Origin of the sequence: Pseudomonas sp. MTM4, assembly GCF_019355055.1 — a bacterium.
Taxonomy (GTDB): Bacteria; Pseudomonadota; Gammaproteobacteria; order Pseudomonadales; family Pseudomonadaceae; genus Stutzerimonas.
On sequence record NZ_CP048411.1, the window covers coordinates 2302684 to 2325484 of the forward strand.

34 protein-coding genes are annotated in these 22801 nt (G+C 57.0%); 1 reads left to right on the plus strand and 33 read right to left on the minus strand.

All coding sequences use genetic code 11. The annotated features are described in order from the left end of the window. Positions 1–62 precede the first annotated feature (62 nt). Complete coding sequence (gene uvrA / locus GYM54_RS10520; RefSeq protein ID WP_197445956.1) at positions 63–2909, plus strand: excinuclease ABC subunit UvrA; 2847 nt, start codon at positions 63–65, stop codon at positions 2907–2909. A gap of 88 nt (positions 2910–2997) precedes the next feature. On the opposite strand, the gene GYM54_RS10525 is transcribed toward uvrA, so the two are convergent. From GYM54_RS10525 to rpsL, 33 genes are all read right to left on the minus strand, one after another. After that, entirely contained in the window at positions 2998–4458 is a 1461-nt protein-coding gene (locus GYM54_RS10525; protein ID WP_197445957.1) for a catalase, read from the minus strand. Between the two features lie 182 nt (positions 4459–4640). Then, entirely contained in the window at positions 4641–5027 is a 387-nt protein-coding gene (gene rplQ / locus GYM54_RS10530) for a 50S ribosomal protein L17 (protein ID WP_019339959.1), read from the minus strand. Between the two features lie 45 nt (positions 5028–5072). Continuing rightward, a complete protein-coding gene (locus GYM54_RS10535) occupies positions 5073–6074 on the minus strand; it encodes a DNA-directed RNA polymerase subunit alpha (protein WP_019339960.1) in 1002 nt (333 codons plus the stop codon). A 22-nt stretch (positions 6075–6096) separates the two neighbouring features. Next, on the minus strand, positions 6097–6717 hold the full coding sequence (rpsD, locus tag GYM54_RS10540) for a 30S ribosomal protein S4 (RefSeq protein WP_131651928.1): 621 nt from the start codon (positions 6715–6717) through the stop codon (positions 6097–6099). A gap of 17 nt (positions 6718–6734) precedes the next feature. Further along, entirely contained in the window at positions 6735–7124 is a 390-nt protein-coding gene (rpsK, locus tag GYM54_RS10545) for a 30S ribosomal protein S11 (RefSeq protein WP_014854207.1), read from the minus strand. A gap of 19 nt (positions 7125–7143) precedes the next feature. Next, positions 7144–7500 (minus strand): 30S ribosomal protein S13, encoded by a 357-nt coding sequence (rpsM, locus tag GYM54_RS10550; RefSeq protein ID WP_014854208.1) that lies wholly within the window; start codon positions 7498–7500, stop codon positions 7144–7146. Positions 7501–7631: 131 nt separating this feature from the next. Next, a complete protein-coding gene (gene rpmJ, locus GYM54_RS10555; protein WP_021209367.1) occupies positions 7632–7748 on the minus strand; it encodes a 50S ribosomal protein L36 in 117 nt (38 codons plus the stop codon). Between the two features lie 29 nt (positions 7749–7777). Further along, a complete protein-coding gene (secY, locus tag GYM54_RS10560) occupies positions 7778–9106 on the minus strand; it encodes a preprotein translocase subunit SecY (RefSeq protein ID WP_181104973.1) in 1329 nt (442 codons plus the stop codon). After that, positions 9107–9541: a 50S ribosomal protein L15 gene (gene rplO / locus GYM54_RS10565; protein WP_181104975.1), complete on the minus strand. Its 435-nt coding sequence runs from the start codon at positions 9539–9541 to the stop codon at positions 9107–9109. 3 nt (positions 9542–9544) lie between these two features. After that, positions 9545–9724, minus strand: a complete 180-nt coding sequence (gene rpmD, locus GYM54_RS10570) for a 50S ribosomal protein L30 (RefSeq protein WP_003281818.1) — start codon at positions 9722–9724, stop codon at positions 9545–9547. Between the two features lie 2 nt (positions 9725–9726). Beyond that, positions 9727–10227, minus strand: a complete 501-nt coding sequence (gene rpsE / locus GYM54_RS10575) for a 30S ribosomal protein S5 (protein ID WP_037025759.1) — start codon at positions 10225–10227, stop codon at positions 9727–9729. Between the two features lie 3 nt (positions 10228–10230). After that, the gene (rplR, locus tag GYM54_RS10580) at positions 10231–10581 is read right to left on the minus strand and encodes a 50S ribosomal protein L18 (RefSeq protein WP_131651930.1); all 351 of its coding nucleotides are present in this window, start codon (positions 10579–10581) and stop codon (positions 10231–10233) included. A 10-nt stretch (positions 10582–10591) separates the two neighbouring features. Then, positions 10592–11125 (minus strand): 50S ribosomal protein L6, encoded by a 534-nt coding sequence (gene rplF / locus GYM54_RS10585; RefSeq protein WP_019339968.1) that lies wholly within the window; start codon positions 11123–11125, stop codon positions 10592–10594. Between the two features lie 12 nt (positions 11126–11137). Beyond that, positions 11138–11530, minus strand: a complete 393-nt coding sequence (gene rpsH, locus GYM54_RS10590; RefSeq protein WP_003281824.1) for a 30S ribosomal protein S8 — start codon at positions 11528–11530, stop codon at positions 11138–11140. A 184-nt stretch (positions 11531–11714) separates the two neighbouring features. Next, complete coding sequence (gene rpsN / locus GYM54_RS10595; protein WP_197445958.1) at positions 11715–12020, minus strand: 30S ribosomal protein S14; 306 nt, start codon at positions 12018–12020, stop codon at positions 11715–11717. A 12-nt stretch (positions 12021–12032) separates the two neighbouring features. Continuing rightward, positions 12033–12572: a 50S ribosomal protein L5 gene (rplE, locus tag GYM54_RS10600; protein WP_131651932.1), complete on the minus strand. Its 540-nt coding sequence runs from the start codon at positions 12570–12572 to the stop codon at positions 12033–12035. Between the two features lie 19 nt (positions 12573–12591). Beyond that, positions 12592–12906, minus strand: a complete 315-nt coding sequence (gene rplX, locus GYM54_RS10605) for a 50S ribosomal protein L24 (RefSeq protein WP_131651933.1) — start codon at positions 12904–12906, stop codon at positions 12592–12594. Between the two features lie 11 nt (positions 12907–12917). Continuing rightward, positions 12918–13286, minus strand: coding sequence for a 50S ribosomal protein L14 (gene rplN, locus GYM54_RS10610; protein WP_014854220.1), 369 nt, complete (start codon positions 13284–13286; stop codon positions 12918–12920). Positions 13287–13309: 23 nt separating this feature from the next. Then, positions 13310–13576 carry a 30S ribosomal protein S17 gene (gene rpsQ, locus GYM54_RS10615; protein WP_014854221.1) on the minus strand — a complete coding sequence of 89 codons (267 nt, stop codon included), beginning with the start codon at positions 13574–13576 and terminating at the stop codon, positions 13310–13312. Positions 13577–13578: 2 nt separating this feature from the next. Then, positions 13579–13770 (minus strand): 50S ribosomal protein L29, encoded by a 192-nt coding sequence (gene rpmC / locus GYM54_RS10620; RefSeq protein WP_003289209.1) that lies wholly within the window; start codon positions 13768–13770, stop codon positions 13579–13581. Then, positions 13770–14183, minus strand: coding sequence for a 50S ribosomal protein L16 (gene rplP / locus GYM54_RS10625; RefSeq protein WP_014854222.1), 414 nt, complete (start codon positions 14181–14183; stop codon positions 13770–13772). Before rplP ends, rpmC begins: the two co-directional genes overlap by 1 nt. Positions 14184–14195: 12 nt before the next feature. Continuing rightward, positions 14196–14882, minus strand: coding sequence for a 30S ribosomal protein S3 (rpsC, locus tag GYM54_RS10630; protein ID WP_131651934.1), 687 nt, complete (start codon positions 14880–14882; stop codon positions 14196–14198). Positions 14883–14895: 13 nt separating this feature from the next. After that, a complete protein-coding gene (gene rplV / locus GYM54_RS10635; RefSeq protein ID WP_131651935.1) occupies positions 14896–15228 on the minus strand; it encodes a 50S ribosomal protein L22 in 333 nt (110 codons plus the stop codon). Between the two features lie 13 nt (positions 15229–15241). Continuing rightward, positions 15242–15517 (minus strand): 30S ribosomal protein S19, encoded by a 276-nt coding sequence (gene rpsS / locus GYM54_RS10640; protein WP_014854225.1) that lies wholly within the window; start codon positions 15515–15517, stop codon positions 15242–15244. Between the two features lie 16 nt (positions 15518–15533). Further along, positions 15534–16355, minus strand: coding sequence for a 50S ribosomal protein L2 (gene rplB / locus GYM54_RS10645; RefSeq protein WP_131651936.1), 822 nt, complete (start codon positions 16353–16355; stop codon positions 15534–15536). A 14-nt stretch (positions 16356–16369) separates the two neighbouring features. Continuing rightward, on the minus strand, positions 16370–16669 hold the full coding sequence (gene rplW / locus GYM54_RS10650) for a 50S ribosomal protein L23 (RefSeq protein ID WP_021209378.1): 300 nt from the start codon (positions 16667–16669) through the stop codon (positions 16370–16372). Continuing rightward, a complete protein-coding gene (gene rplD, locus GYM54_RS10655) occupies positions 16666–17268 on the minus strand; it encodes a 50S ribosomal protein L4 (protein WP_131651937.1) in 603 nt (200 codons plus the stop codon). Before rplD ends, rplW begins: the two co-directional genes overlap by 4 nt. 12 nt (positions 17269–17280) lie before the next feature. Continuing rightward, a complete protein-coding gene (gene rplC, locus GYM54_RS10660) occupies positions 17281–17916 on the minus strand; it encodes a 50S ribosomal protein L3 (protein ID WP_131651938.1) in 636 nt (211 codons plus the stop codon). Between the two features lie 81 nt (positions 17917–17997). Beyond that, complete coding sequence (gene rpsJ / locus GYM54_RS10665) at positions 17998–18309, minus strand: 30S ribosomal protein S10 (protein ID WP_003186070.1); 312 nt, start codon at positions 18307–18309, stop codon at positions 17998–18000. A gap of 149 nt (positions 18310–18458) precedes the next feature. Continuing rightward, positions 18459–19652 carry an elongation factor Tu gene (gene tuf, locus GYM54_RS10670; protein WP_131651939.1) on the minus strand — a complete coding sequence of 398 codons (1194 nt, stop codon included), beginning with the start codon at positions 19650–19652 and terminating at the stop codon, positions 18459–18461. Between the two features lie 30 nt (positions 19653–19682). Then, positions 19683–21812: an elongation factor G gene (gene fusA / locus GYM54_RS10675; RefSeq protein WP_131651940.1), complete on the minus strand. Its 2130-nt coding sequence runs from the start codon at positions 21810–21812 to the stop codon at positions 19683–19685. Positions 21813–21842: 30 nt separating this feature from the next. Then, positions 21843–22313 (minus strand): 30S ribosomal protein S7, encoded by a 471-nt coding sequence (gene rpsG, locus GYM54_RS10680; protein WP_019342051.1) that lies wholly within the window; start codon positions 22311–22313, stop codon positions 21843–21845. A 98-nt stretch (positions 22314–22411) separates the two neighbouring features. After that, on the minus strand, positions 22412–22783 hold the full coding sequence (gene rpsL, locus GYM54_RS10685; RefSeq protein WP_025240342.1) for a 30S ribosomal protein S12: 372 nt from the start codon (positions 22781–22783) through the stop codon (positions 22412–22414). Positions 22784–22801: the final 18 nt, after the last annotated feature.

Consider the following 22801-nt stretch of genomic DNA (forward strand, 5'->3'; position numbering starts at 1 on the left):
TTTTGCCGCGATGCCGCCCCAGCCGTATACTTGCGGGTTTTCGCCCGCCACGCGAGGCTGCTTTGGACAAGATTCTGATTCGTGGGGCTCGTACCCACAACCTGAAGAACATCGACCTGACTCTGCCGCGCGACAAACTGATCGTGATTACCGGCCTGTCCGGTTCCGGCAAGTCCTCTCTGGCGTTCGATACGCTTTATGCCGAAGGGCAGCGCCGTTATGTCGAGTCGCTTTCGGCATACGCCCGGCAATTCCTCTCGATGATGGAAAAGCCGGACGTCGATACCATCGAAGGCCTCTCCCCGGCCATCTCCATCGAGCAGAAGTCGACTTCGCACAATCCCCGGTCGACCGTCGGCACCATTACCGAGATCTATGATTACCTGCGCTTGCTCTATGCACGCGTCGGTACGCCGCGCTGTCCGGATCACGATGCACCGCTGGAAGCCCAGACGGTCAGCCAGATGGTCGATCAGGTGCTGGCACTACCGGAAGGCCGCAAGCTGATGCTGCTCGCGCCCGTCATTCGCGAACGCAAGGGCGAGCATCTGGCGGTGTTCGATGAGCTGCGCGCGCAGGGCTTCGTACGGGCGAGGATCAACGGGCGGCTCTACGAACTCGATGAACTGCCGAAACTCGATAAGCAAAAGAAGCACTCCATCGATGTCGTGGTGGATCGTTTCAAAGTGCGCAGCGACTTGCAGCAGCGTCTCGCCGAATCCTTCGAGACGGCACTCAAGCTCGCCGACGGCATCGCCCTGGTCGCCTCGATGGACGACGAGAATGACACTGAGGAAATGATTTTCTCAGCCCGCTTCGCCTGCCCAATTTGCGGGCATTCGATCAGCGAGCTCGAGCCCAAGCTGTTCTCGTTCAACAACCCGGCCGGCGCATGCCCGACCTGCGACGGCCTGGGCGTCAAACAGTTCTTCGATGCCAAACGCCTGGTCAATGGCGAGCTGACCCTGGCTGAGGGCGCCATTCGCGGTTGGGATCGGCGCAACGTCTATTACTTCCAGATGCTCGGATCGCTCGCATCGCATTATGGTTTCAGTCTTGACGAGCCATTCGACTCACTGCCGGCGGAGCAGCAGAAAGTCGTCTTGCGCGGCAGTGGAAAGGAGAACGTGGATTTCCGCTATCTGAACGACCGCGGCGACATCGTCAAACGCTCTCACCCCTTCGAGGGAATCATCCCCAATCTTGAGCGGCGCTACCGTGAAACCGAATCCAATTCGGTACGTGAAGAACTGGGCAAATATCTCAGTACTCAGCCCTGCCCGGAATGCCGCGGCACCCGCCTGCGTCGCGAAGCACGCCATGTATGGGTCGGGGACAAGACCCTACCGGCGGTGACTGGCCTGCCGATCGGCGATGCCACCGAGTATTTCGGTGACCTGTCGCTCATCGGACGTCGCGGTGAGATCGCCGACAAGATTCTCAAGGAGATTCGCGAACGGCTGCAGTTCCTGGTCAACGTAGGCCTAGACTACCTGACGCTGGACCGCAGCGCCGACACCCTGTCCGGCGGCGAAGCTCAGCGCATCCGCCTGGCCAGCCAGATCGGTGCCGGTCTGGTCGGGGTCATGTACATCCTCGACGAACCCTCTATCGGCCTCCATCAGCGCGACAATGAACGCCTGCTCGGCACCCTGCGTCACCTGCGCGACATCGGCAATACGGTGATCGTCGTCGAGCATGATGAAGATGCCATACGCCTCGCCGACTACGTGGTCGACATAGGTCCCGGCGCCGGTGTGCATGGTGGACAGATCGTGGCGCAAGGCACGCCGGACGAGGTGATGAACAATCCCGCCTCGCTGACCGGCGGCTATCTTTCCGGCCGGGTAAATATTCTCTATCCCGCGCAACGCACCCCTCGCGATACGAGCAAGCTGCTCAGGCTCAAGGGCGCACGCGGCAACAATCTGCGCAACGTCGATCTGGAAATCCCCGTGGGCCTGCTGACCTGCATCACCGGGGTGTCGGGCTCGGGCAAGTCGACGCTGATCAACAACACGCTCTTTCCGATCACCGCCACGGCCCTGAACGGCGCGACGACGCTCGAGGTGGCACCTCATGATTCGTTCGATGGTCTGCAGCATCTGGACAAGGTCGTGGACATCGACCAGAGCCCGATAGGACGCACACCGCGCTCTAACCCTGCGACCTATACCGGACTGTTCACGCCGATCCGCGAGCTTTTCGCTGGCGTACCTGAAGCCCGCTCTCGCGGTTACGGCCCGGGGCGGTTCTCCTTCAACGTCAAGGGCGGGCGCTGCGAGGCCTGCCAGGGCGACGGCGTGATCAAAGTGGAAATGCACTTCCTGCCGGATATCTACGTGCCCTGCGACGTGTGCAAGGGCAAGCGCTACAACCGCGAAACGCTGGAAGTGAAGTACAAAGGCAAAAGCATTACCGAAGTGCTGGATATGACCATCGAAGAGGCGCGGGAATTCTTCGCTCCGGTGCCAGCCGTCGCACGCAAGCTGCAGACGCTAATCGATGTGGGGCTGTCCTACATCAAGCTCGGACAGAGCGCGACCACCCTATCAGGAGGCGAGGCACAACGGGTCAAGCTGTCGCGCGAGCTGTCCAAACGGGATACCGGCAAGACGCTGTACATCCTCGACGAGCCCACCACGGGGTTGCACTTCGCCGATATCCAGCAGTTGCTGGATGTGTTGCACCGCCTTCGCGATCACGGCAATACGGTGGTAGTCATCGAGCACAATCTGGACGTGATCAAGACGGCGGACTGGCTGGTGGATCTCGGCCCCGAGGGGGGCTCGAAAGGCGGCCAGATCATCGCTACGGGCACCCCCGAAAACGTTGCCGAGATGCCGCAGTCGCATACCGGTCACTTTCTTAAGCCGTTGCTTGAGCGTGATCAAGCCCGGCATAAATGAACGCTACAGGTCTGCCCCGAGCCCTATCGTAAATCCGACCCGATACGAAAGCCCGCAGCATGCTGCGGGCTATTTCGTCACAGAAGGCCTAAGCCAGCGCTTCCTCGACAGGGAGGTCCAACGCCTTGGCGATACCGGTACCGTAGGCTGGATCAGCCAAGTAGCAGTGCTTGATATGCCGCAGCTTGATATGCCGTGCCGCATCGCCCATCGCCCGCGCTGTGTTCTCGAATAGACGCTGCTGCTCGTCCGCCTCCATCAACCGGAACAGATCGCCTGGCTGAGTGAAGTAGTCCGCATCGTCCAACCGGTAATCGTAACGGGCGGCGGCGCCTTCGAGCGCCAACGGCGGCTCGCTGAAGTCTGGCTGCTCACGCCATTCCCCGTAAGTGTTCGGCTGGTAATGCAAGCGACCACCGTGGTTGCCATCGACCCGCATCGCGCCATCGCGATGGAAGCTGTGCACTGGGCAGCGCGGCGCGTTCACCGGGATCTGGTGGTGGTTGACGCCCAAGCGGTAGCGCTGCGCATCGCCGTAGGAAAACAGGCGCCCCTGAAGCATGCGGTCCGGCGAGAAGCTGATGCCCGGCACCACGTTCGCGGGCGTGAATGCCGCCTGCTCCACATCCTGGAAGTAATTGTCGGCGTTGCGGTTGAGCTCGTAGTAACCCACTTCGATCAGCGGGCAATCCTTCTTCGACCAGACCTTGGTCAGATCGAACGGATGGAAACGATAGCTTGCCGCCTTAGCTTCGGACATTACTTGTACGTACATGGTCCAGCGAGGGAAATCGCCACGCTCGATTGCCTCGAACAGGTCACGCTGAGAGCTTTCACGATCGCCAGCAACGATAGCTGCTGCTTCGGCGTCGGTGAGGTTCTTGATGCCCTGCTGGGTTTTGAAATGGAACTTGACCCAGTACCGCTGGTGATCGGCGCTGATAAAGCTGTAGGTGTGCGAGCCGAAACCATGCATGTGCCGGTAGGAGGCCGGTATCCCACGGTCGCCCATCACATAGGTAATCTGGTGCAGCGCCTCCGGCAGGCCGGTCCAGAAGTCCCAATTATTGTTGGCACTACGCATGTTGGTGCGCGGGTCGCGCTTGACCGCATGGTTCAGATCGGGGAATTTCAGTGGATCGCGGAAAAAGAACACTGGCGTGTTGTTGCCGACCATGTCCCAGTTGCCTTGCTCGGTGTAGAACTTCAGGGCATAGCCGCGGATGTCACGTTCGGCATCGGCAGCACCGCGCTCGCCGGCAACGGTAGAGAACCGCGCAAACATCGGTGTTTTTTTGCCCACTTCCGAGAAGACTACCGCCTTGGTGTAGCGGGTAATGTCATGAGTAACAACGAACTCACCAAAGGCGCCAGAGCCTTTGGCATGCATACGCCGTTCAGGGATCACTTCACGATCGAAATGTGCGAGCTTCTCTAGAAACCACACGTCCTGCAGCAACATGGGACCGCGCGCACCGGCGGTCATGGAATTCTGGTTTTCGGCTACCGGGGCACCGGCGACGGTAGTGAGTTTGGGCTGATCGGTCATGGCTACTACTCCGTGGCAATTCGAGAACTATCCAGTGTCGGTCACGTCACCGGCTGGTTGAGTGCCATCATATGAATCGCAACCAATACACTCTAATGATCAAGATCAACGCTACCGATAGCCAAAATCTTCAGACGAAAAAAAACCGAGCCTGAAGGCTCGGTTTTCTTGACGAAGCTAGCTTACTCAGCTGCTTCGACTTCACCGGTAACCGGACGGTCAACCAGCTCCACATAAGCCATGGGCGCATTGTCCCCAGCGCGGAAACCGCACTTGAGAATACGCAGGTAACCACCTTGGCGGGTGGCATAACGCGGACCCAGGTCATTGAACAGTTTGCCAACGATAGCCTTCGAGCGAGTACGGTCGAAAGCCAGACGACGGTTGGCGACGCTGTCTTCCTTGGCCAGGGTGATCAGCGGCTCGGCAACGCGACGCAGTTCCTTGGCCTTAGGCAGGGTTGTTTTGATCAGTTCGTGCTCGAACAGCGACACCGCCATGTTCTGGAACATGGCCTTGCGGTGTGCGCTTGTGCGGCTGAGATGACGGCCACTTTTACGATGACGCATGATTGAAATTCCTTACCAAACGATCAGTTCGGTGACTATGGGCGATCAGGCCGTAGCCTTATCGTCCTTCTTGAGACTTGCCGGCGGCCAATTGTCGAGACGCATGCCCAGGGACAGACCACGAGAGGCCAGAACGTCTTTGATTTCGGTCAGAGACTTCTTGCCCAAGTTCGGCGTTTTCAACAGCTCGACTTCGGTGCGCTGAATCAGATCACCGATGTAGTAGATGTTTTCTGCTTTGAGGCAGTTGGCCGAACGAACGGTCAGCTCCAGATCATCAACCGGACGCAGCAGGATCGGATCGATCTCGTCTTCCTGCTCGACTACAACCGGCTCGCTGTCTCCCTTGAGGTCGACAAATGCGGCCAGCTGCTGCTGCAGAATAGTCGCGGCACGACGGATCGCCTCTTCGGGATCCAAAGTGCCATTGGTTTCCAGGTCAATGACCAGCTTGTCCAGGTTGGTACGCTGCTCGACACGAGCGTTTTCGACCACATAAGCCACGCGACGGACCGGGCTGAAGGTGGCGTCGAGCTGCAGACGACCGATGCTACGGCTTTCGTCCTCGTCGCTCTGACGCGCATCAGCAGGCTCGTAACCACGGCCGCGAGCGACCTTGAGCTTCATGTTGATCGAACCATTAGCCGCCAGGTTGGCGATCAGATGATCGCCATTGACGATTTCGACATCGTGATCCAGCTGGATATCGGCAGCGGTAACAGCGCCCGCGCCCTTCTTCACCAGGCTCAAGGTCACTTCATCACGGCCGTGCAGCTTGATGGCGATACCTTTGAGATTGAGCAGGATTTCAATGACATCTTCCTGCACGCCCTCGATAGCGCTGTACTCGTGGAGCACACCGTCGATCTCAGCCTCGACCACAGCACAGCCGGGCATGGAGGACAACAGAATACGACGCAGCGCGTTGCCCAGGGTATGGCCGAAACCACGCTCGAGAGGTTCGAGCGTGATCTTGGCACGGGTCGGACTGACCACCTGCACATCGATATGGCGGGGGGTCAGGAACTCATTTACCGAAATCTGCATGGATACACCTATTTTCTAGCCCTTACTTGGAGTAGAGCTCGACAATCAGGTTTTCGTTGATGTCGGCGGACAGATCACTGCGAGCCGGAACATTCTTGAAAACGCCGGATTTCTTGTCGGCATCTACTTCGACCCACTCAACACGACCGCGCTGTACGCACAGTTCCAGGGCTTGGGCGATACGCAGCTGGTTACGGCACTTCTCGCGAACGGCAACCACGTCACCAGCTTTGACCTGGTAGGACGGAACGTTCACGGTCTTGCCATTTACACTGATTGCCTTGTGGGAAACCAGCTGACGCGATTCAGCACGAGTAGAGCCGAAGCCCATGCGGTAAACCACGTTATCCAGACGGCACTCCAGCAGTTGCAGCAAATTCTCGCCGGTAGCGCCCTTGCGGCTAGCCGCTTCCTTGTAGTAACCGCTGAACTGGCGCTCGAGCACGCCATAGATACGACGGACCTTCTGCTTTTCACGCAGCTGAGTACCGTAATCAGACAGACGTCCACGGCGCTGGCCGTGAACACCTGGCGGGGTTTCAATGTTGCATTTCGATTCGAGCGCGCGCGCACCACTCTTCAGAAAGAGATCGGTGCCTTCACGACGAGACAGTTTGCACTTGGGACCAATATAACGAGCCATTCTTCACTGTCTCCTGATTACACGCGACGCTTCTTCGGCGGACGGCACCCGTTATGCGGGATCGGCGTCACGTCGGTGATGCTGGCGATTTTATAACCACAACCGTTCAAAGCACGAACAGCGGATTCACGACCCGGGCCTGGACCTTTGACGTTGACATCAAGGTTCTTGAGACCGTATTCCAGAGCGGCCTGACCGGCGCGCTCAGCAGCTACCTGAGCAGCGAACGGGGTGCTTTTACGTGAACCACGGAAGCCCGAGCCACCGGAAGTAGCCCAGGACAATGCGTTACCCTGGCGATCGGTGATCGTGATGATGGTGTTATTGAAAGACGCATGGATATGGGCGATGCCATCAACCACTGTCTTTTTGACTTTTTTACGAGGACGAGCAGCAGGTTTTGCCATTACTTAAATTCCTACGCGATTACTTGCGGATCGGCTTGCGCGGGCCCTTACGGGTGCGGGCGTTGGTCTTGGTACGCTGACCGCGCACCGGCAGACCACGACGATGACGCAGGCCGCGGTAGCAACCTAGGTCCATCAAGCGCTTGATCTTCATGTTGACTTCGCGACGCAGATCACCCTCAACGATGAACTTTGCCACTTCGCCGCGCAGCAGTTCGACCTGCTCGTCGGAGAGATCTTTGATTTTCGCTGCCGGGTTTACGCCGGTAGCTGCGCAGATAGTCTGCGCGCGAGTGCGACCAACACCATAGATGTAGGTCAGCGAGATAACAGTGTGCTTGTTATCTGGAATGTTTACGCCTGCAATACGGGCCATTCAGTGAAACTCCAATTGACAGCTACCCAACGCCCCGGAAGCCAAGAAAAGGGCGCGAGATACTAACGCTGTAATAACAAATAATCAACCCGGCAGCGCACTAGCTACCGGGCTCGAGCCTTAGCTCACAATCAGCCTTGGCGCTGCTTGTGACGCGGTTCTGCACTGCAGATCACCCGAATGACGCCTTCGCGACGGACGATTTTGCAGTTGCGGCACAGTTTTTTGACCGATGCACGAACTTTCATGACAACTCCTGGAACCTTACGAACTACCTTCAGCGGAGCATTCCGCCGCCATAGCCCTTCAGGTTGGCTTTTTTCATCAGGGAATCGTACTGGTGAGACATGAGGTGCGACTGCACTTGAGACATGAAGTCCATTACAACCACGACCACAATCAGCAACGATGTCCCGCCAAGGTAGAACGGCACATTTGCAGCAACCACAAGGAACTGAGGCAGCAAGCATACAGCCGTCATGTACAGGGCGCCGAACATGGTCAAGCGAGTCAATACGCCATCAATATAGCGCGCCGACTGCTCGCCAGGCCGAATCCCCGGGATAAACGCACCGGACTTCTTCAGATTTTCCGCAACATCTTTCGGATTGAACATCAATGCCGTGTAGAAGAAGCAGAAGAAGATGATACCGGCGCTGAACAACAGGATATTCAACGGCTGACCAGGAGCGATCGACTGAGAAATATCAGCCAACCAACCCATGCTCTCCGACTGACCGAACCACTGTCCCAGCGAAGCAGGGAACAGCAGAATGCTACTGGCGAAGATGGCTGGAATAACTCCAGCCATGTTGACCTTCAGCGGCAGGTGGCTCGTCTGCGCAGCAAAGACCTTACGACCCTGCTGACGCTTGGCATAGTGCACGGCGATACGCCGCTGCCCACGCTCGATGAAGACCACAAAACCGATGATGGCAACAGCCACCAGCCCAACAGCCAGCAGCGCGATGATATTCACATCACCCTGCCGCGCGGACTCGAAGGACTGCCCCAGCGCACCCGGAAGACCCGCAACGATACCTGCAAAGATCAACATCGAAATGCCGTTACCGACACCCCGCTCGGTGATCTGCTCGCCCAGCCACATCATGAACATCGCACCAGCCACAAAGGTGGTGATTGCCACGAAGTAGAAGCCGAAGTCATTGCTGAATGCGACTCCCTGTCCGGCGAGGCCGACCGACATGCCAATAGCCTGCACCACGGCAAGCACCAGCGTACCGTAACGCGTGTACTGGCTGATCTTGCGGCGACCGGCCTCACCCTCTTTCTTCAACTGCTCCAACTGAGGGCTGACGGCGGTCATGAGCTGCATGATGATCGACGCCGAAATGTACGGCATGATCCCCAACGCAAAGATACTCATGCGCTCCAGCGCACCACCGGAAAACATGTTGAACAGGCTAAGGATGGTCCCTTCGTTCTGACGGAACAGCTCGGCCAACCTGTCGGGATTGATACCCGGCACCGGGATATGCGCTCCAATCCGATAGACGATGATCGCCATCAGCAGAAAACGCAGACGAGCCCAGAGTTCGGACAGCCCGCCATTACTCAGAGCGGAGAGAGCACCTTGCTTAGCCATTTATTCCTCGAACTTGCCGCCAGCTGCTTCGATAGCCGCACGCGCACCTTTAGTGGCGGCGATGCCCTTCAGAGTTACCGCACGACCAACCTCGCCCGACAGCATGACTTTTACACGCTGAACGTTCTGATTGATGATGTCGGCATCCTTGAGGCTCTGCAGAGTAACTACGTCGCCCTGAATCTTTGCCAGTTCGGAGGTGCGCACTTCGGCACGATCCATGGCCTTCAGAGAGACGAAGCCGAACTTCGGCAGACGACGATGCAGAGGCTGCTGGCCGCCCTCGAAACCGGGAGCGATCTTGCCACCGGAACGGGAAGTCTGACCCTTATGACCACGACCACCGGTTTTGCCGAGGCCGCTGCCGATACCACGGCCCGGACGCAGTTTCTCGCGACGGGCGCCTGGCGCAGAACGCAAATCGTTCAGTTGCATGGCTTAGCCCTCCACACGGAGCATGTAATAAGCCTTGTTGATCATGCCGCGGTTTTCAGGAGTGTCCTGAACCTCGACGGTATGACCAATGCGACGCAGGCCGAGACCCTTGACGCAAAGCTTGTGATTAGGAATGCGGCCGCTGACGCTTTTGATCAGCGTAACCTTGACGGTGTTAGCCATGATCAGGAAATCTCCTCAACGCTCTTGCCACGCTTCGCAGCGATCGACTCAGGCGACTGCATCGACTTCAAACCCTTGAAGGTGGCGTGAACCACATTCACCGGATTGGTCGAGCCGTAGCACTTGGCCAAGACGTTCTGCACGCCAGCGACTTCAAGAATGGCGCGCATCGCACCACCGGCAATAACACCGGTACCTTCCGAAGCAGGCTGCATATACACCTTGGAGGCGCCATGCGCAGCCTTGGTCGCGTACTGCAGGGTAGTACCGTTCAGGTCAACTTGGATCATGTTGCGGCGAGCCGCTTCCATGGCCTTCTGAATAGCAGCCGGCACTTCGCGGGACTTGCCACGACCGAAACCTACGCGACCTTTACCATCACCCACTACAGTCAGTGCGGTGAAGGTGAAGATGCGACCACCTTTTACTGTCTTGGCGACGCGGTTAACTTGAACCAGCTTCTCAATGTAGCCTTCGTCGCGCTTTTGCTCGTTATATGCCATAACTTAGAACTCCAGCCCGCCTTCACGAGCAGCATCAGCCAGTGCCTTGACACGACCATGGTACTTGAAGCCAGAACGGTCGAACGCCACCTGGGTGACACCTGCGGCCTTAGCACGCTCAGCGACCAGCTGACCAACTTTCTTGGCAGCGTCGACGTTGCCGGTGGCACCGCCGCGCAGTTCTTTGTCGAGAGTCGAGGCACTGGCCAGGACCTTGCCGCCGTCGGCCGAAAGGACCTGGGCGTAGATGTGCTGGGAAGAGCGGTACACACAAAGGCGTACGACTTCCAGCTCGCGCATCTTCAGGCGTGCCTTGCGAGCGCGACGCAGACGAGTAACTTTCTTTACGCTCATTTGCTATGCCCTACTTCTTCTTAGCTTCTTTACGACGGACCACTTCGTCCGAGTAACGTACGCCTTTGCCCTTGTAAGGCTCAGGGCGACGGAAGTCACGGATTTCAGCAGCCACCTGACCGACCAGTTGCTTATCGACACCCTTGATCAGGATATCGGTCTGGCTGGGGGTCTCAGCGGTAACGCCTTGCGGCAGCTCATATTCCACCGGGTGCGAGAAGCCGAGAGCCAGGGACAGCACTTGACCTTTGGCTTGCGCCTTGTAACCAACACCAACCAGCTGAAGCTTGCGCTCGAAGCCTTGGCTGACGCCAATCACCATGTTGTTAACCAGCGCACGGGTGGTACCGGCCATGGCACGGTTCTGCTGATCGCCATTACGCGCAGCAAAACGGAGCTCACCAGCCTCATGGATCACTTCCACAGAGGAGTGTACGTTCAGTTCAAGAGCGCCCTTGGCACCCTTCACCGAAAGCTGCTGGCCAGACATGTTGAATTCAACACCAGCGGGCAGCTTGACGGGGTTCTTAGCAACGCGAGACATGCTTATCCCCCCTTAGAACACTGTGCAGAGCACTTCGCCGCCAACGCCAGCAGCGCGAGCAGCACGATCAGTCATCACACCTTTATTGGTGGACACGATCGAAACACCCAGACCGCCACGAACTTTCGGCAACTGATCAACGGATTTGTACTGGCGAAGGCCAGGACGGCTTACGCGCTTCAGCTCTTCGATAACCGGACGACCTTCGAAGTACTTCAGCTCGATAGACAGCTGCGGCTTGGCATCGCTGCTGACGTTGTATCCTGCGATATAGCCTTCACCTTGAAGAACGTTGGCTACAGCCACCTTCAAAGTGGAAGACGGCATGCTTACGACGGACTTTTCGGCCATCTGGGCATTACGGATACGAGTTAGCATGTCCGCTAACGGGTCCTGCATACTCATGGGCTCTTGGCTCCTAATTCTAAAAAATAAGCCCGCGAGGGCTCGTGTCGCCTACTAGATGAACGCGCCTCGAAAGGCGTGAGTCGGGCGAGCCGGACATTCTAGAGACAGTCCAGAAACGAATCAAGCCCCATGAGGGGCTTGATTCGATAGCGGCAGTTCCGGTAGCAATGCCGGAACCTCGTTACCAGCTGGCTTTTACCAGGCCCGGTACGTCGCCACGCATTGCGGCCTGACGCAACATGCTGCGCGCAAGACCAAACTTGCGATACACACCATGCGGACGACCCGTCAGACGGCAACGATTGCGCAGACGCGAAGCGCTGGCATCACGCGGCTGCTTCTGCAGGGCGACCTGGGCCTCCCAACGCGCCCCAGGAGACGACTCGGGATTAGCGATGACAGCTTTCAGCGCGGCACGCTTCTGGGCGTACTTAGCAACCGTTTGCTGACGCTTCAGCTCACGGTTCTTCATGCTTTGCTTAGCCATTTCCTACTCCTATCAGTTACGGAACGGGAAGTTGAAAGCACGCAGCAGCGCGCGCCCCTCTTCGTCCGTCCGAGCAGTAGTGGTCAGCGTAATGTCCAGACCACGCAGGGCATCAATCTTGTCGTAATCGATTTCCGGGAAGATGATCTGCTCTTTTACACCCATGCTGTAATTGCCACGACCATCGAAGGACTTGGCATTCAGGCCGCGGAAATCGCGAACCCGAGGCAGGGAAATGGCGAGCAGACGATCCAGGAATTCATACATGCGATCATTGCGCAGCGTGACCTTGACACCGATCGGCCAGCCTTCACGAACCTTAAAGCCCGCAATGGATTTCCGAGCGTGGGTCACTACAACCTTCTGACCGGTGATCTTCTCCAGGTCGGCAACTGCGTTATCGATGATTTTCTTATCACCGATCGCTTCGCCGATACCCATATTCAGGGTGATCTTGGTGATGCGCGGAACTTCCATCACGTTGCCAAGCTGAAGCTCTTCTTTCAGCTTGGGAGCGATTTGCTTCCGATAAACTTCTTTTAGTCGTGCCATGGTTATCTACCTAGCAGTCTCAAGCTTCAACCGGCTTTTGGGTCGACTTGAAGACACGAATTTTCTTGCCGTCTTCAATCTTGAAGCCAACGCGATCAGCCTTGTTGGTTTCACCATTGAAAATAGCGACGTTAGAGGCGTGCAGAGGCGCCTCTTTCTCGACGATACCGCCCTGAACGCCCGACATTGGGTTCGGCTTGGTATGACGCTTTACGAGGTTGATACCACCAACGACCAAGCGGTCGTCAGCGAGAACCCGAAGCACCTTACCGCGCTTGCCCTTGTCCTTGCCGGCGATGACGATGATCTCGTCGTTGCGACGAATCTTTTGCATGCGGCTACTCCTTAGAGCACTTCAGGCGCGAGCGAGACGATTTTCATGAACTTCTCGTTACGAAGCTCACGCGTCACCGGCCCGAAAATACGGGTACCGATAGGCTCTTGCTTGTTGTTCAGCAGAACAGCAGCGTTGCCATCGAAGCGAATGATGGAACCGTCCGGACGACGAACACCGTGACGGGTACGGACCACAACAGCGGTCATCACCTGGCCTTTCTTGACCTTGCCACGCGGAATCGCTTCCTTGACGGTAACCTTGATGATGTCACCGATGCCGGCATAACGGCGGTGTGAACCGCCCAGGACCTTGATACACATGACACGACGAGCGCCACTGTTGTCCGCCACATCGAGCATTGATTGAGTCTGAATCATATAATTTCTCCGACCCCTAGCCCTTAGACTTCGACGGCACGTTCAACGACATCAACCAGCATCCAGCACTTGGTCTTCGCCAGAGGACGAGTCTCGCGAATCGTGACTTTGTCACCGATACGGCACTGGTTGGTTTCGTCGTGTGCGTGCAGTTTGGTCGAACGCTTCACGTATTTACCGTAGATCGGGTGCTTAACGCGACGCTCGATCAATACGGTGATGGTTTTGTCCATTTTGTCGCTGACGACGCGGCCAGTCAGCGTGCGGACAGTCTTTTCAACTTCAGCCATGATCACTTACCTGCCTGCTGGTTGAGCACAGTCTTGACACGAGCGATGTCGCGCTTGACTTGTGAGAGCAGGTGAGACTGCCCCAACTGGCCAGTTGCCTTCTGCATACGCAGATTGAACTGGTCGCGCAGCAGCTCGAGCAACTGCTCGTTCAGCTGCTGAGCGGATTTTTCACGAAGCTCATTCGCTTTCATCACATCACCGTCCGCTTAACAAAGGAGGTGGCGAGCGGCAGCTTTGCAGCAGCCAGGGCGAAAGCCTCACGCGCCAGCTCTTCGGAAACACCCTCGATCTCGTAGAGCACCTTGCCCGGTTGAATCTGGGCTACCCAGTACTCGACGTTACCCTTACCTTTACCCATCCGGACTTCCAGAGGCTTCTTGGTGACAGGCTTGTCGGGGAACACGCGGATCCAGATCTTGCCGCCACGCTTGACGTGACGAGTCAGCGCACGACGTGCGGACTCGATCTGGCGGGCAGTCAGACGACCACGGGAAACAGACTTCAGAGCGAACTCGCCGAAGCTGACCTTGCTACCGCGCTGAGCCAGACCACGATTGTGGCCAGTCATCTGCTTGCGGAATTTTGTACGCTTTGGTTGCAACATTTGGCGTACTCCTTACTTGGCAGCTTTTTTACGAGGCGCAGGCGCTTGCGGCTTGAGTTCTTCGTGGCGGCCACCAATGACCTCACCCTTGAAGATCCAGACCTTGACGCCGATCACACCGTAAGTGGTGTGTGCTTCGTAGGTGTTGTAGTCGATATCGGCACGCAGGGTGTGCAGCGGCACACGACCTTCCCGATACCATTCCGTACGGGCGATTTCAGCCCCACCCAGACGACCGCTCACCTGGATCTTGATGCCTTTGGCACCAATGCGGATCGCGTTCTGTACGGCGCGCTTCATGGCGCGACGGAACATCACACGACGCTCCAGCTGCTGAGCAACGTTCTGTGCTACCAGCATTGCATCGAGCTCCGGCTTGCGGATTTCTTCGATGTTGATGTGCACAGGCACACCCATTTGCTTGGTCAGGTCCTGACGCAGCTTCTCTACATCCTCACCCTTCTTGCCGATCACGATGCCGGGACGAGCGGTGTGGATGGTGATGCGTGCTGTCTGAGCCGGGCGATGGATATCGATACGGCTTACGGACGCGCTTTTTAATTTGTCTTGGAGGTACTCGCGCACGTTCAGATCTGCAAGCAGATAATCGGCGTACGTACGACCGTCTGCGTACCAGACGGAGGTGTGCTCCTTGACGATTCCCAGGCGAATGCCAGTGGGATGTACTTTCTGACCCATCTGATCGACTCCGTTACTTGTCCGCAACCTTGACAGTGATATGGCAAGACCGCTTGACGATGCGATCAGCGCGGCCTTTGGCACGCGGCATGATGCGCTTAAGCGAACGCCCTTCGTTGACGAAAACAGTGGAAACCTTCAGGTCGTCCACGTCAGCGCCTTCGTTGTGCTCGGCGTTGGCCACGGCCGACTCCAGCACTTTCTTCATGATCTCGGCGGCTTTCTTACTGCTGAAAGCCAACAGGTTGAGCGCTTCGCCCACCCCTTTCCCGCGGATCTGGTCGGCGACCAGGCGGGCTTTCTGGGCGGAGATGCGAGCGCCCGACAACTTAGCGGCTACTTCCATCTTTCCTTACCCCTTAGCGCTTGCCTTTCTTGTCCGCTACGTGCCCGCGATAAGTGCGGGTACCAGCGAACTCGCCGAGTTTATGACCGACCATGTCTTCGTTCACGAGAACGGGGACGTGTTGGCGACCGTTATGCACAGCGATGGTCAGACCGACCATTTGCGGCAGGATCATTGAACGACGCGACCAGGTTTTCACCGGCTTGCGATCATTCTTTTCCGCTGCCACCTCGACCTTCTTCAGTAGGTGAAGATCGATAAAAGGACCTTTTTTCAGAGAACGTGGCACTGTCGTATCCCTCTAGTTACTTGCGGCGACGGACGATCATGTTGTCGGTGCGCTTGTTCGAGCGAGTCTTCGCGCCCTTAGTCGGGAAGCCCCACGGCGACACCGGATGACGACCACCAGAGGTACGACCTTCACCACCACCATGCGGGTGATCGACCGGGTTCATCGCCACACCGCGAACGGTCGGACGAACGCCACGCCAGCGCTTGGCACCGGCTTTACCCAGCGAACGCAGGCTATGCTCGGCGTTCGAAACCTCACCCAGAGTGGCGCGGCACTCAGCCAGAACCTTGCGTGTTTCGCCAGAGCGAAGACGCAGCGTTACGTATGCACCCTCACGCGCTACCAACTGAGCCGACGCACCAGCGGAACGAGCGATCTGGGCACCTTTGCCCGGCTTCAGCTCCACACCGTGGATGGTAGAACCCAGCGGAATGTTGCGCAGCGGCAGGCTGTTACCAGCCTTGATTGGCGCATTGATGCCAGACACCAACTGATCGCCAGCACTTACGCCCTTGGGGGCGATGATGTAGCGGCGCTCGCCGTCGGCATACTTCAGCAACGCAATGTGCGCAGTACGGTTCGGATCGTATTCGATGCGCTCAACGACAGCGGGAATGCCATCCTTATTGCGACGAAAATCGACCAGACGGTAATGCTGCTTGTGACCACCACCAACGTGACGAGTGGTGATACGGCCGTTGTTGTTACGGCCGCCGGACTTTGACTTCTTCTCGAGCAGCGGAGCATAAGGAGCGCCTTTGTGCAGCTCCTGACCGACCACCTTGACCACAAAACGGCGGCCTGCGGAAGTCGGTTTGCATTTAACGATTGCCATGATGCACCCCTTCCTTACTCAGCGTTGCCGGAGAAATCGAGATCCTGGCCCGGCTGAAGCGCAATGTATGCCTTCTTCCAGTCGTTGCGCTTGCCCAGACCGCGAGCGGTACGCTTGGTCTTACCCTGAACATTCAGGGTACTGACCTTGGCGACCTTCACGTTGAACAGGCTCTCGACGGCCTTCTTGATTTCCAGCTTGGTTGCATCAGTAGCAACCTTGAAAACGAACTGGCTCTTGCTGTCAGCCAGCATGGTTGCCTTCTCGGAGACGTGCGGACCAAGCAGGACTTTGAATACGCGTTCCTGGTTCATCCCAGCAGCTCCTCGAATTTCTTCACAGCCGACACGGTGATCAACACCTTGTCATAGGCGATCAGGCTGACTGGATCGGAACCTTGAACGTCACGAACATCGACGTGCGGCAGGTTGCGAGCCGCCAAATACAGGTTCTGATCGACAGCATCGGAAACGATCAGTACGTCATTCAGACCCATACCAGTCAGCTTGTTAGCAAGCAGCTTGGTCTTAGGGCTGTCGACGGCGAAATCTTCAACGACCACCAGACGCTCGGAACGAACCAACTCGGAAAGAATGGAGCGTAGCGCTGCGCGGTACATCTTCTTGTTGAGTTTCTGCTCATGGTTCTGCGGACGAGCTGCGAAAGTTACACCGCCGCCACGCCAGATCGGTCCACGCGAAGTACCGGCACGCGCACGGCCAGTGCCCTTCTGGCGCCAGGGACGCTTGCCGCCACCGGACACATCGGAGCGAGTCTTTTGCTGCTTACTACCCTGACGGCCGCCAGCCATGTAGGCGACGACTGCTTGGTGCACCAGCGTCTCGTTGAACTCACCACCAAAGGTACGCTCGGAGACTTCTATGGCTTGTGCGCCATTAACATTCAATTGCATGTGAACTCCCCCTTACCCGCGAGCCTTGGCGGCCGGACGCACGATCACGTCACCACCAGTGGCGCCGGGCACTGCGCCCTTGACCAATAGCAAGTTACGCTCGGCATCGACACGCACGATTTCCAGGGACTGCACGGTTACGCGCTCGGCGCCCATGTGCCCGGACATCTTCTTGCCCTTGAAAACACGACCCGGAGTCTGGCACTGGCCAATCGAACCCGGAACGCGGTGGGATACGGAGTTACCGTGTGTATTGTCCTGACCACGGAAGTTCCAGCGCTTGATGGTGCCGGCAAAGCCTTTACCCTTGGACTGACCGGTGACATCCACCATCTGTCCAGCCTGAAAAATCTCGGCATTGATCTGATCGCCCGCCTGGAACTCTTCGCCATCGAGGCGGAATTCCCAGACCCCACGACCGGCAGCGACATTCGCCTTAGCGAAGTGACCAGCCTGAGCCTTGGAGACACGCGAGGCGCGACGCTCGCCGACAGTGACCTGCACGGCGCGATAGCCATCGCTCTCTTCATTCTTGAACTGGGTGACACGATTCGGCTCGATCTCAATGACCGTAACCGGAACAGAGACACCATCTTCGGTGAAAATGCGGGTCATGCCGCACTTACGACCGACTACACCAATAGTCATATTGTAACCTCTTGAGTGTACGGGGCTTTCACCCGCTATGGCCGCCCATTTCAGAGCGTTACACGACTAAAACTCAAGGTTTTAGCCGAGGCTGATCTGCACTTCCACGCCAGCCGCAAGATCAAGCTTCATCAGCGCATCGACGGTTTTGTCGGTTGGCTGAACAATGTCCAGCACACGCTTATGAGTGCGGATCTCGTACTGGTCGCGCGCGTCCTTGTTGACGTGCGGAGAAACCAGAACGGTAAACCGCTCTTTGCGGGTCGGCAGTGGTATCGGACCACGCACCTGAGCACCAGTACGTTTCGCGGTTTCCACGATTTCCTGGGTTGATTGATCGATCAGGCGATGGTCAAAAGCCTTCAACCGAATACGGATTTGTTGGTTTTGCATTTTGACCTCAGACTCCAATTAGCCATCCCTACCAAACGCAATACGCCCGGTAAAAGGAGGCGCAATTGTACGGATGCGTCCAGGGGGTGTCAATAAATGATCAATAATAGAAAAAGGGCCCCAGGGGGCCCTTTTTTACCACCGATTGATTATTCGATGATCTTGGCAACCACGCCGGCACCAACGGTACGACCACCTTCGCGAATCGCGAAGCGCAGGCCGTCTTCCATGGCGATCGGAGCGATCAGGGTGACAACCATTTTGATGTTGTCGCCCGGCATGACCATTTCCACGCCTTCCGGCAGCTCGCAGTTACCGGTTACGTCAGTAGTACGGAAGTAAAACTGCGGACGGTAGCCCTTGAAGAACGGAGTGTGACGCCCGCCTTCTTCCTTGCTCAGCACGTACACCTCGCCTTCGAACTTGGTGTGCGGCTTGATGGTGCCCGGCTTGGCCAGAACCTGACCACGCTCGACATCATCACGCTTGGTGCCGCGCAGCAGCACGCCAACGTTCTCACCAGCACGACCTTCGTCGAGCAGCTTGCGGAACATTTCAACGCCGGTGCAGGTAGTCTTGGTCGTGGCACGGATACCAACGATCTCGATTTCTTCCTGGACCTTGACGATGCCACGCTCGACACGACCAGTAACAACGGTACCGCGACCAGAGATCGAGAACACGTCTTCGATCGGCATCAGGAACGGCTTGTCGATGGCACGCTCAGGCTCGGGGATGTAGGCGTCCAGAGTTTCGACCAGCTTGCGCACGGCCGACACACCCATTTCGTTGTCGTCCTGACCGTTTAGCGCCATGAGCGCGGAACCGATGATGATCGGAGTGTCATCGCCCGGGAAGTCATAGGTCGACAGCAGGTCGCGAACTTCCATCTCGACCAATTCCAGCAGCTCGGCGTCGTCAACCATGTCGGCCTTATTCAGGAACACGACGATGTAGGGAACACCAACCTGACGGGACAGCAGGATATGCTCACGAGTCTGCGGCATGGGGCCGTCAGCAGCAGAGCAAACCAGGATAGCGCCGTCCATCTGCGCGGCTCCGGTGATCATGTTCTTCACATAGTCAGCGTGGCCCGGGCAGTCAACGTGAGCGTAGTGACGGATCGAGGAATCATATTCAACGTGGGAGGTGTTGATGGTGATACCACGAGCCTTCTCTTCTGGCGCATTGTCGATTTGCGAGAAGTCACGCGCCGAACCACCCCAGGTCTCAGCACAGACTTTGGTCAGCGCTGCGGTCAGAGTGGTCTTGCCATGGTCAACGTGACCAATGGTGCCGACGTTCAGGTGCGGTTTGTTACGTTCGAATTTTTCTTTAGCCACGACAGTAAACCTCTTACTTAAAGGGCTGAATCAACCTTGTTTTTTAACCAGTGCTTCGACGATATTCGACGGAGCCTCGGAGTACTTGGAGAATTCCATGGAGTAGCTTGCACGACCCTGGGACATAGACCGAACGTCAGTCGCATAACCGAACATTTCACCCAGCGGAACCTCGGCACGGATTACCTTACCAGTAACCGTATCTTCCATTCCCTGAATCAGGCCGCGACGACGATTGAGGTCACCCATCACGTCACCCATGTAGTCCTCAGGGGTTACCACTTCTACCTTCATGATCGGCTCGAGCACCACTCCACCGCCCTTCTGGGCCAGCTGCTTGGTTGCCATAGAAGCCGCCACTTTGAACGCCATCTCGTTGGAGTCGACATCATGGTAGGAACCGTCGAAAACGGTCGCCTTCAGGCCAATGAGCGGATAACCGGCAACAACGCCGTTCTTCATCTGCTCCTCGATACCCTTCTGGATAGCCGGGATGTATTCCTTAGGAACCACACCGCCCACGACCTCGTTCACGAATACCAGTCCTTCCTGACCTTCGTCTGCCGGCGCAAAGCGGATCCAGCAATGACCGAACTGACCACGACCACCGGACTGACGCACGAACTTGCCTTCGATTTCGCAGTTCTTGGTGATCTTCTCGCGGTAGGAAACCTGCGGCTTACCGATGTTGGCTTCGACGTTGAACTCGCGCTTCATGCGATCAACGAGGATATCCAGGTGCAGCTCACCCATGCCAGAGATGATCGTCTGGCCGGTTTCTTCGTCGGTCTTGACACGGAACGACGGGTCTTCCTGAGCGAGCTTGCCCAGTGCGATACCCATCTTCTCCTGGTCAGCCTTGGTTTTCGGCTCTACTGCTACCGAGATAACCGGCTCCGGGAAGTCCATACGCTCAAGGATGATCGGCTTGTCAGCGTTGCATAGGGTGTCACCGGTAGTGACGTCTTTCATGCCGATCAGCGCAGCGATGTCGCCAGCGCGCACTTCTTTGATCTCTTCACGCTGGTTCGCATGCATCTGCACCATACGACCAACGCGCTCTTTCTTGCCCTTGACCGAGTTGATCACCGAGTCGCCCGAGGCCAGGACACCCGAGTAGACACGCACGAAGGTCAAAGTACCAACGAACGGGTCGGTGGCAATCTTGAACGCCAGAGCCGAGAACGGCTCATCATCGTCCGCATGACGCTCATCAAAGTCAGCATCAGCGAGCTCTTCTTTAGGCTTGTCGATGATGTCCGGATGAATACCCTTGATCGCAGGAATCTCGGTCGGAGCAGGCAGGAACTCGATAACGGCGTCGAGAACCAGAGGAACACCCTTGTTCTTGAAGGAAGAACCACAGACAGCCGGAACGATCTCGTTGGCAATGGTGCGCGCGCGCAAACCAGCCTTGATTTCTTCGACGGTCAGCTCTTCGCCTTCCAAGTACTTGTTCATCAGCTCTTCACTGGACTCGGCAGCCGCCTCAACCATGTTGGAGCGCCACTCTTCCGCCAGCTCCAGCATATCGGCAGGAATTTCTTCCTCACGATAGGTGGTGCCTTTATCGTCGTCGTTCCAGTAGATAGCCTTCATCTTGAGCAGGTCGACTTGGCCCTGGAAGCTATCTTCCGAACCAATAGCCAGCTGAATCGGCACTGGAGTGTGACCCAGACGATTCTTGATCTGAGCGACGACGCGCAGGAAGTTTGCACCCGCACGGTCCATCTTGTTCACGTACACAACACGCGGAACGCCGTACTTGTTGGCCTGACGCCATACGGTTTCGGACTGCGGCTCAACACCCGAGGTGCCGCAGAACACCACGACAGCGCCGTCGAGCACACGCAGCGAACGCTCTACTTCGATGGTGAAGTCAACGTGGCCAGGGGTATCGATGACGTTTACGCGATAGTTGTCGTACTGACCGGCTGAGCCCTTCCAGAAAGTGGTAACAGCAGCGGAGGTAATGGTGATACCGCGCTCCTGCTCCTGCACCATCCAGTCAGTAGTAGCCGCACCGTCATGCACCTCACCCATTTTATGGCTGAGACCTGTGTAGAACAGGATCCGCTCAGTCGTCGTGGTCTTGCCCGCATCAACGTGCGCACAAATACCAATGTTACGGTAGCGGTTAATTGCTGTGTTACGAGCCATAAAGCCCTCGCAAGTTGAGTGGTGCCAGAATTAGAAACGGTAGTGCGAGAACGCCTTGTTGGCTTCAGCCATACGGTGCACGTCTTCACGCTTCTTCACAGCAGCTCCCTTGCCTTCAAACGCATCCGACAGTTCGCCGGCCAAACGCAGAGCCATGGACTTCTCACCACGCTTGCGCGCAGCGTCCACCAGCCAGCGCATCGCCAGAGCGTTACGACGGGAAGGACGAACCTCGACCGGAACCTGGTAAGTCGCACCACCTACGCGGCGCGACTTCACTTCGACCAGCGGAGCGATGGCGTCGAGTGCTTTTTCGAAGATCTCCAGGGGATCGGTGTTCTTACGCTCTTTAACCTTTTCCAAGGCACCATAAACGATACGTTCTGCGACGGCTTTTTTGCCGCTCTCCATCACGTGGTTCATGAATTTGGCCAGGATCAGACTTCCGTATTTCGGATCGTCAAGGATCTCGCGCTTGGCTGCTACACGACGTCTTGGCATTGATAAGCCCTCAAACGGTCTTCAGGTTAGCTCGGGACTGTAACGGCGAGGTTACGCCCGACCTTACTCTTATCGACTCTAATAAAATGAAAATACGGTTACTTCGGACGCTTGGTGCCGTACTTGGAACGGCCCTGTTTACGATCCTTGACGCCGGAGGTATCCAGCGAACCGCGCACGGTGTGATAGCGCACACCCGGAAGGTCTTTTACACGACCGCCACGGATCAGCACGACACTGTGCTCTTGCAGGTTGTGACCTTCACCACCGATGTAGGAAGCGACTTCAAAACCATTGGTCAGGCGAACTCGGCATACTTTACGCAGCGCAGAGTTCGGTTTCTTTGGCGTGGTGGTGTACACACGAGTGCACACGCCACGGCGTTGCGGGCAGTTCTGCAGCGCAGGGACGTCGCTCTTCTCGACGACGCGCTTGCGCGGCTGGCGTACCAGCTGGTTAATCGTTGCCATCTACTAGCTCCACTGTTG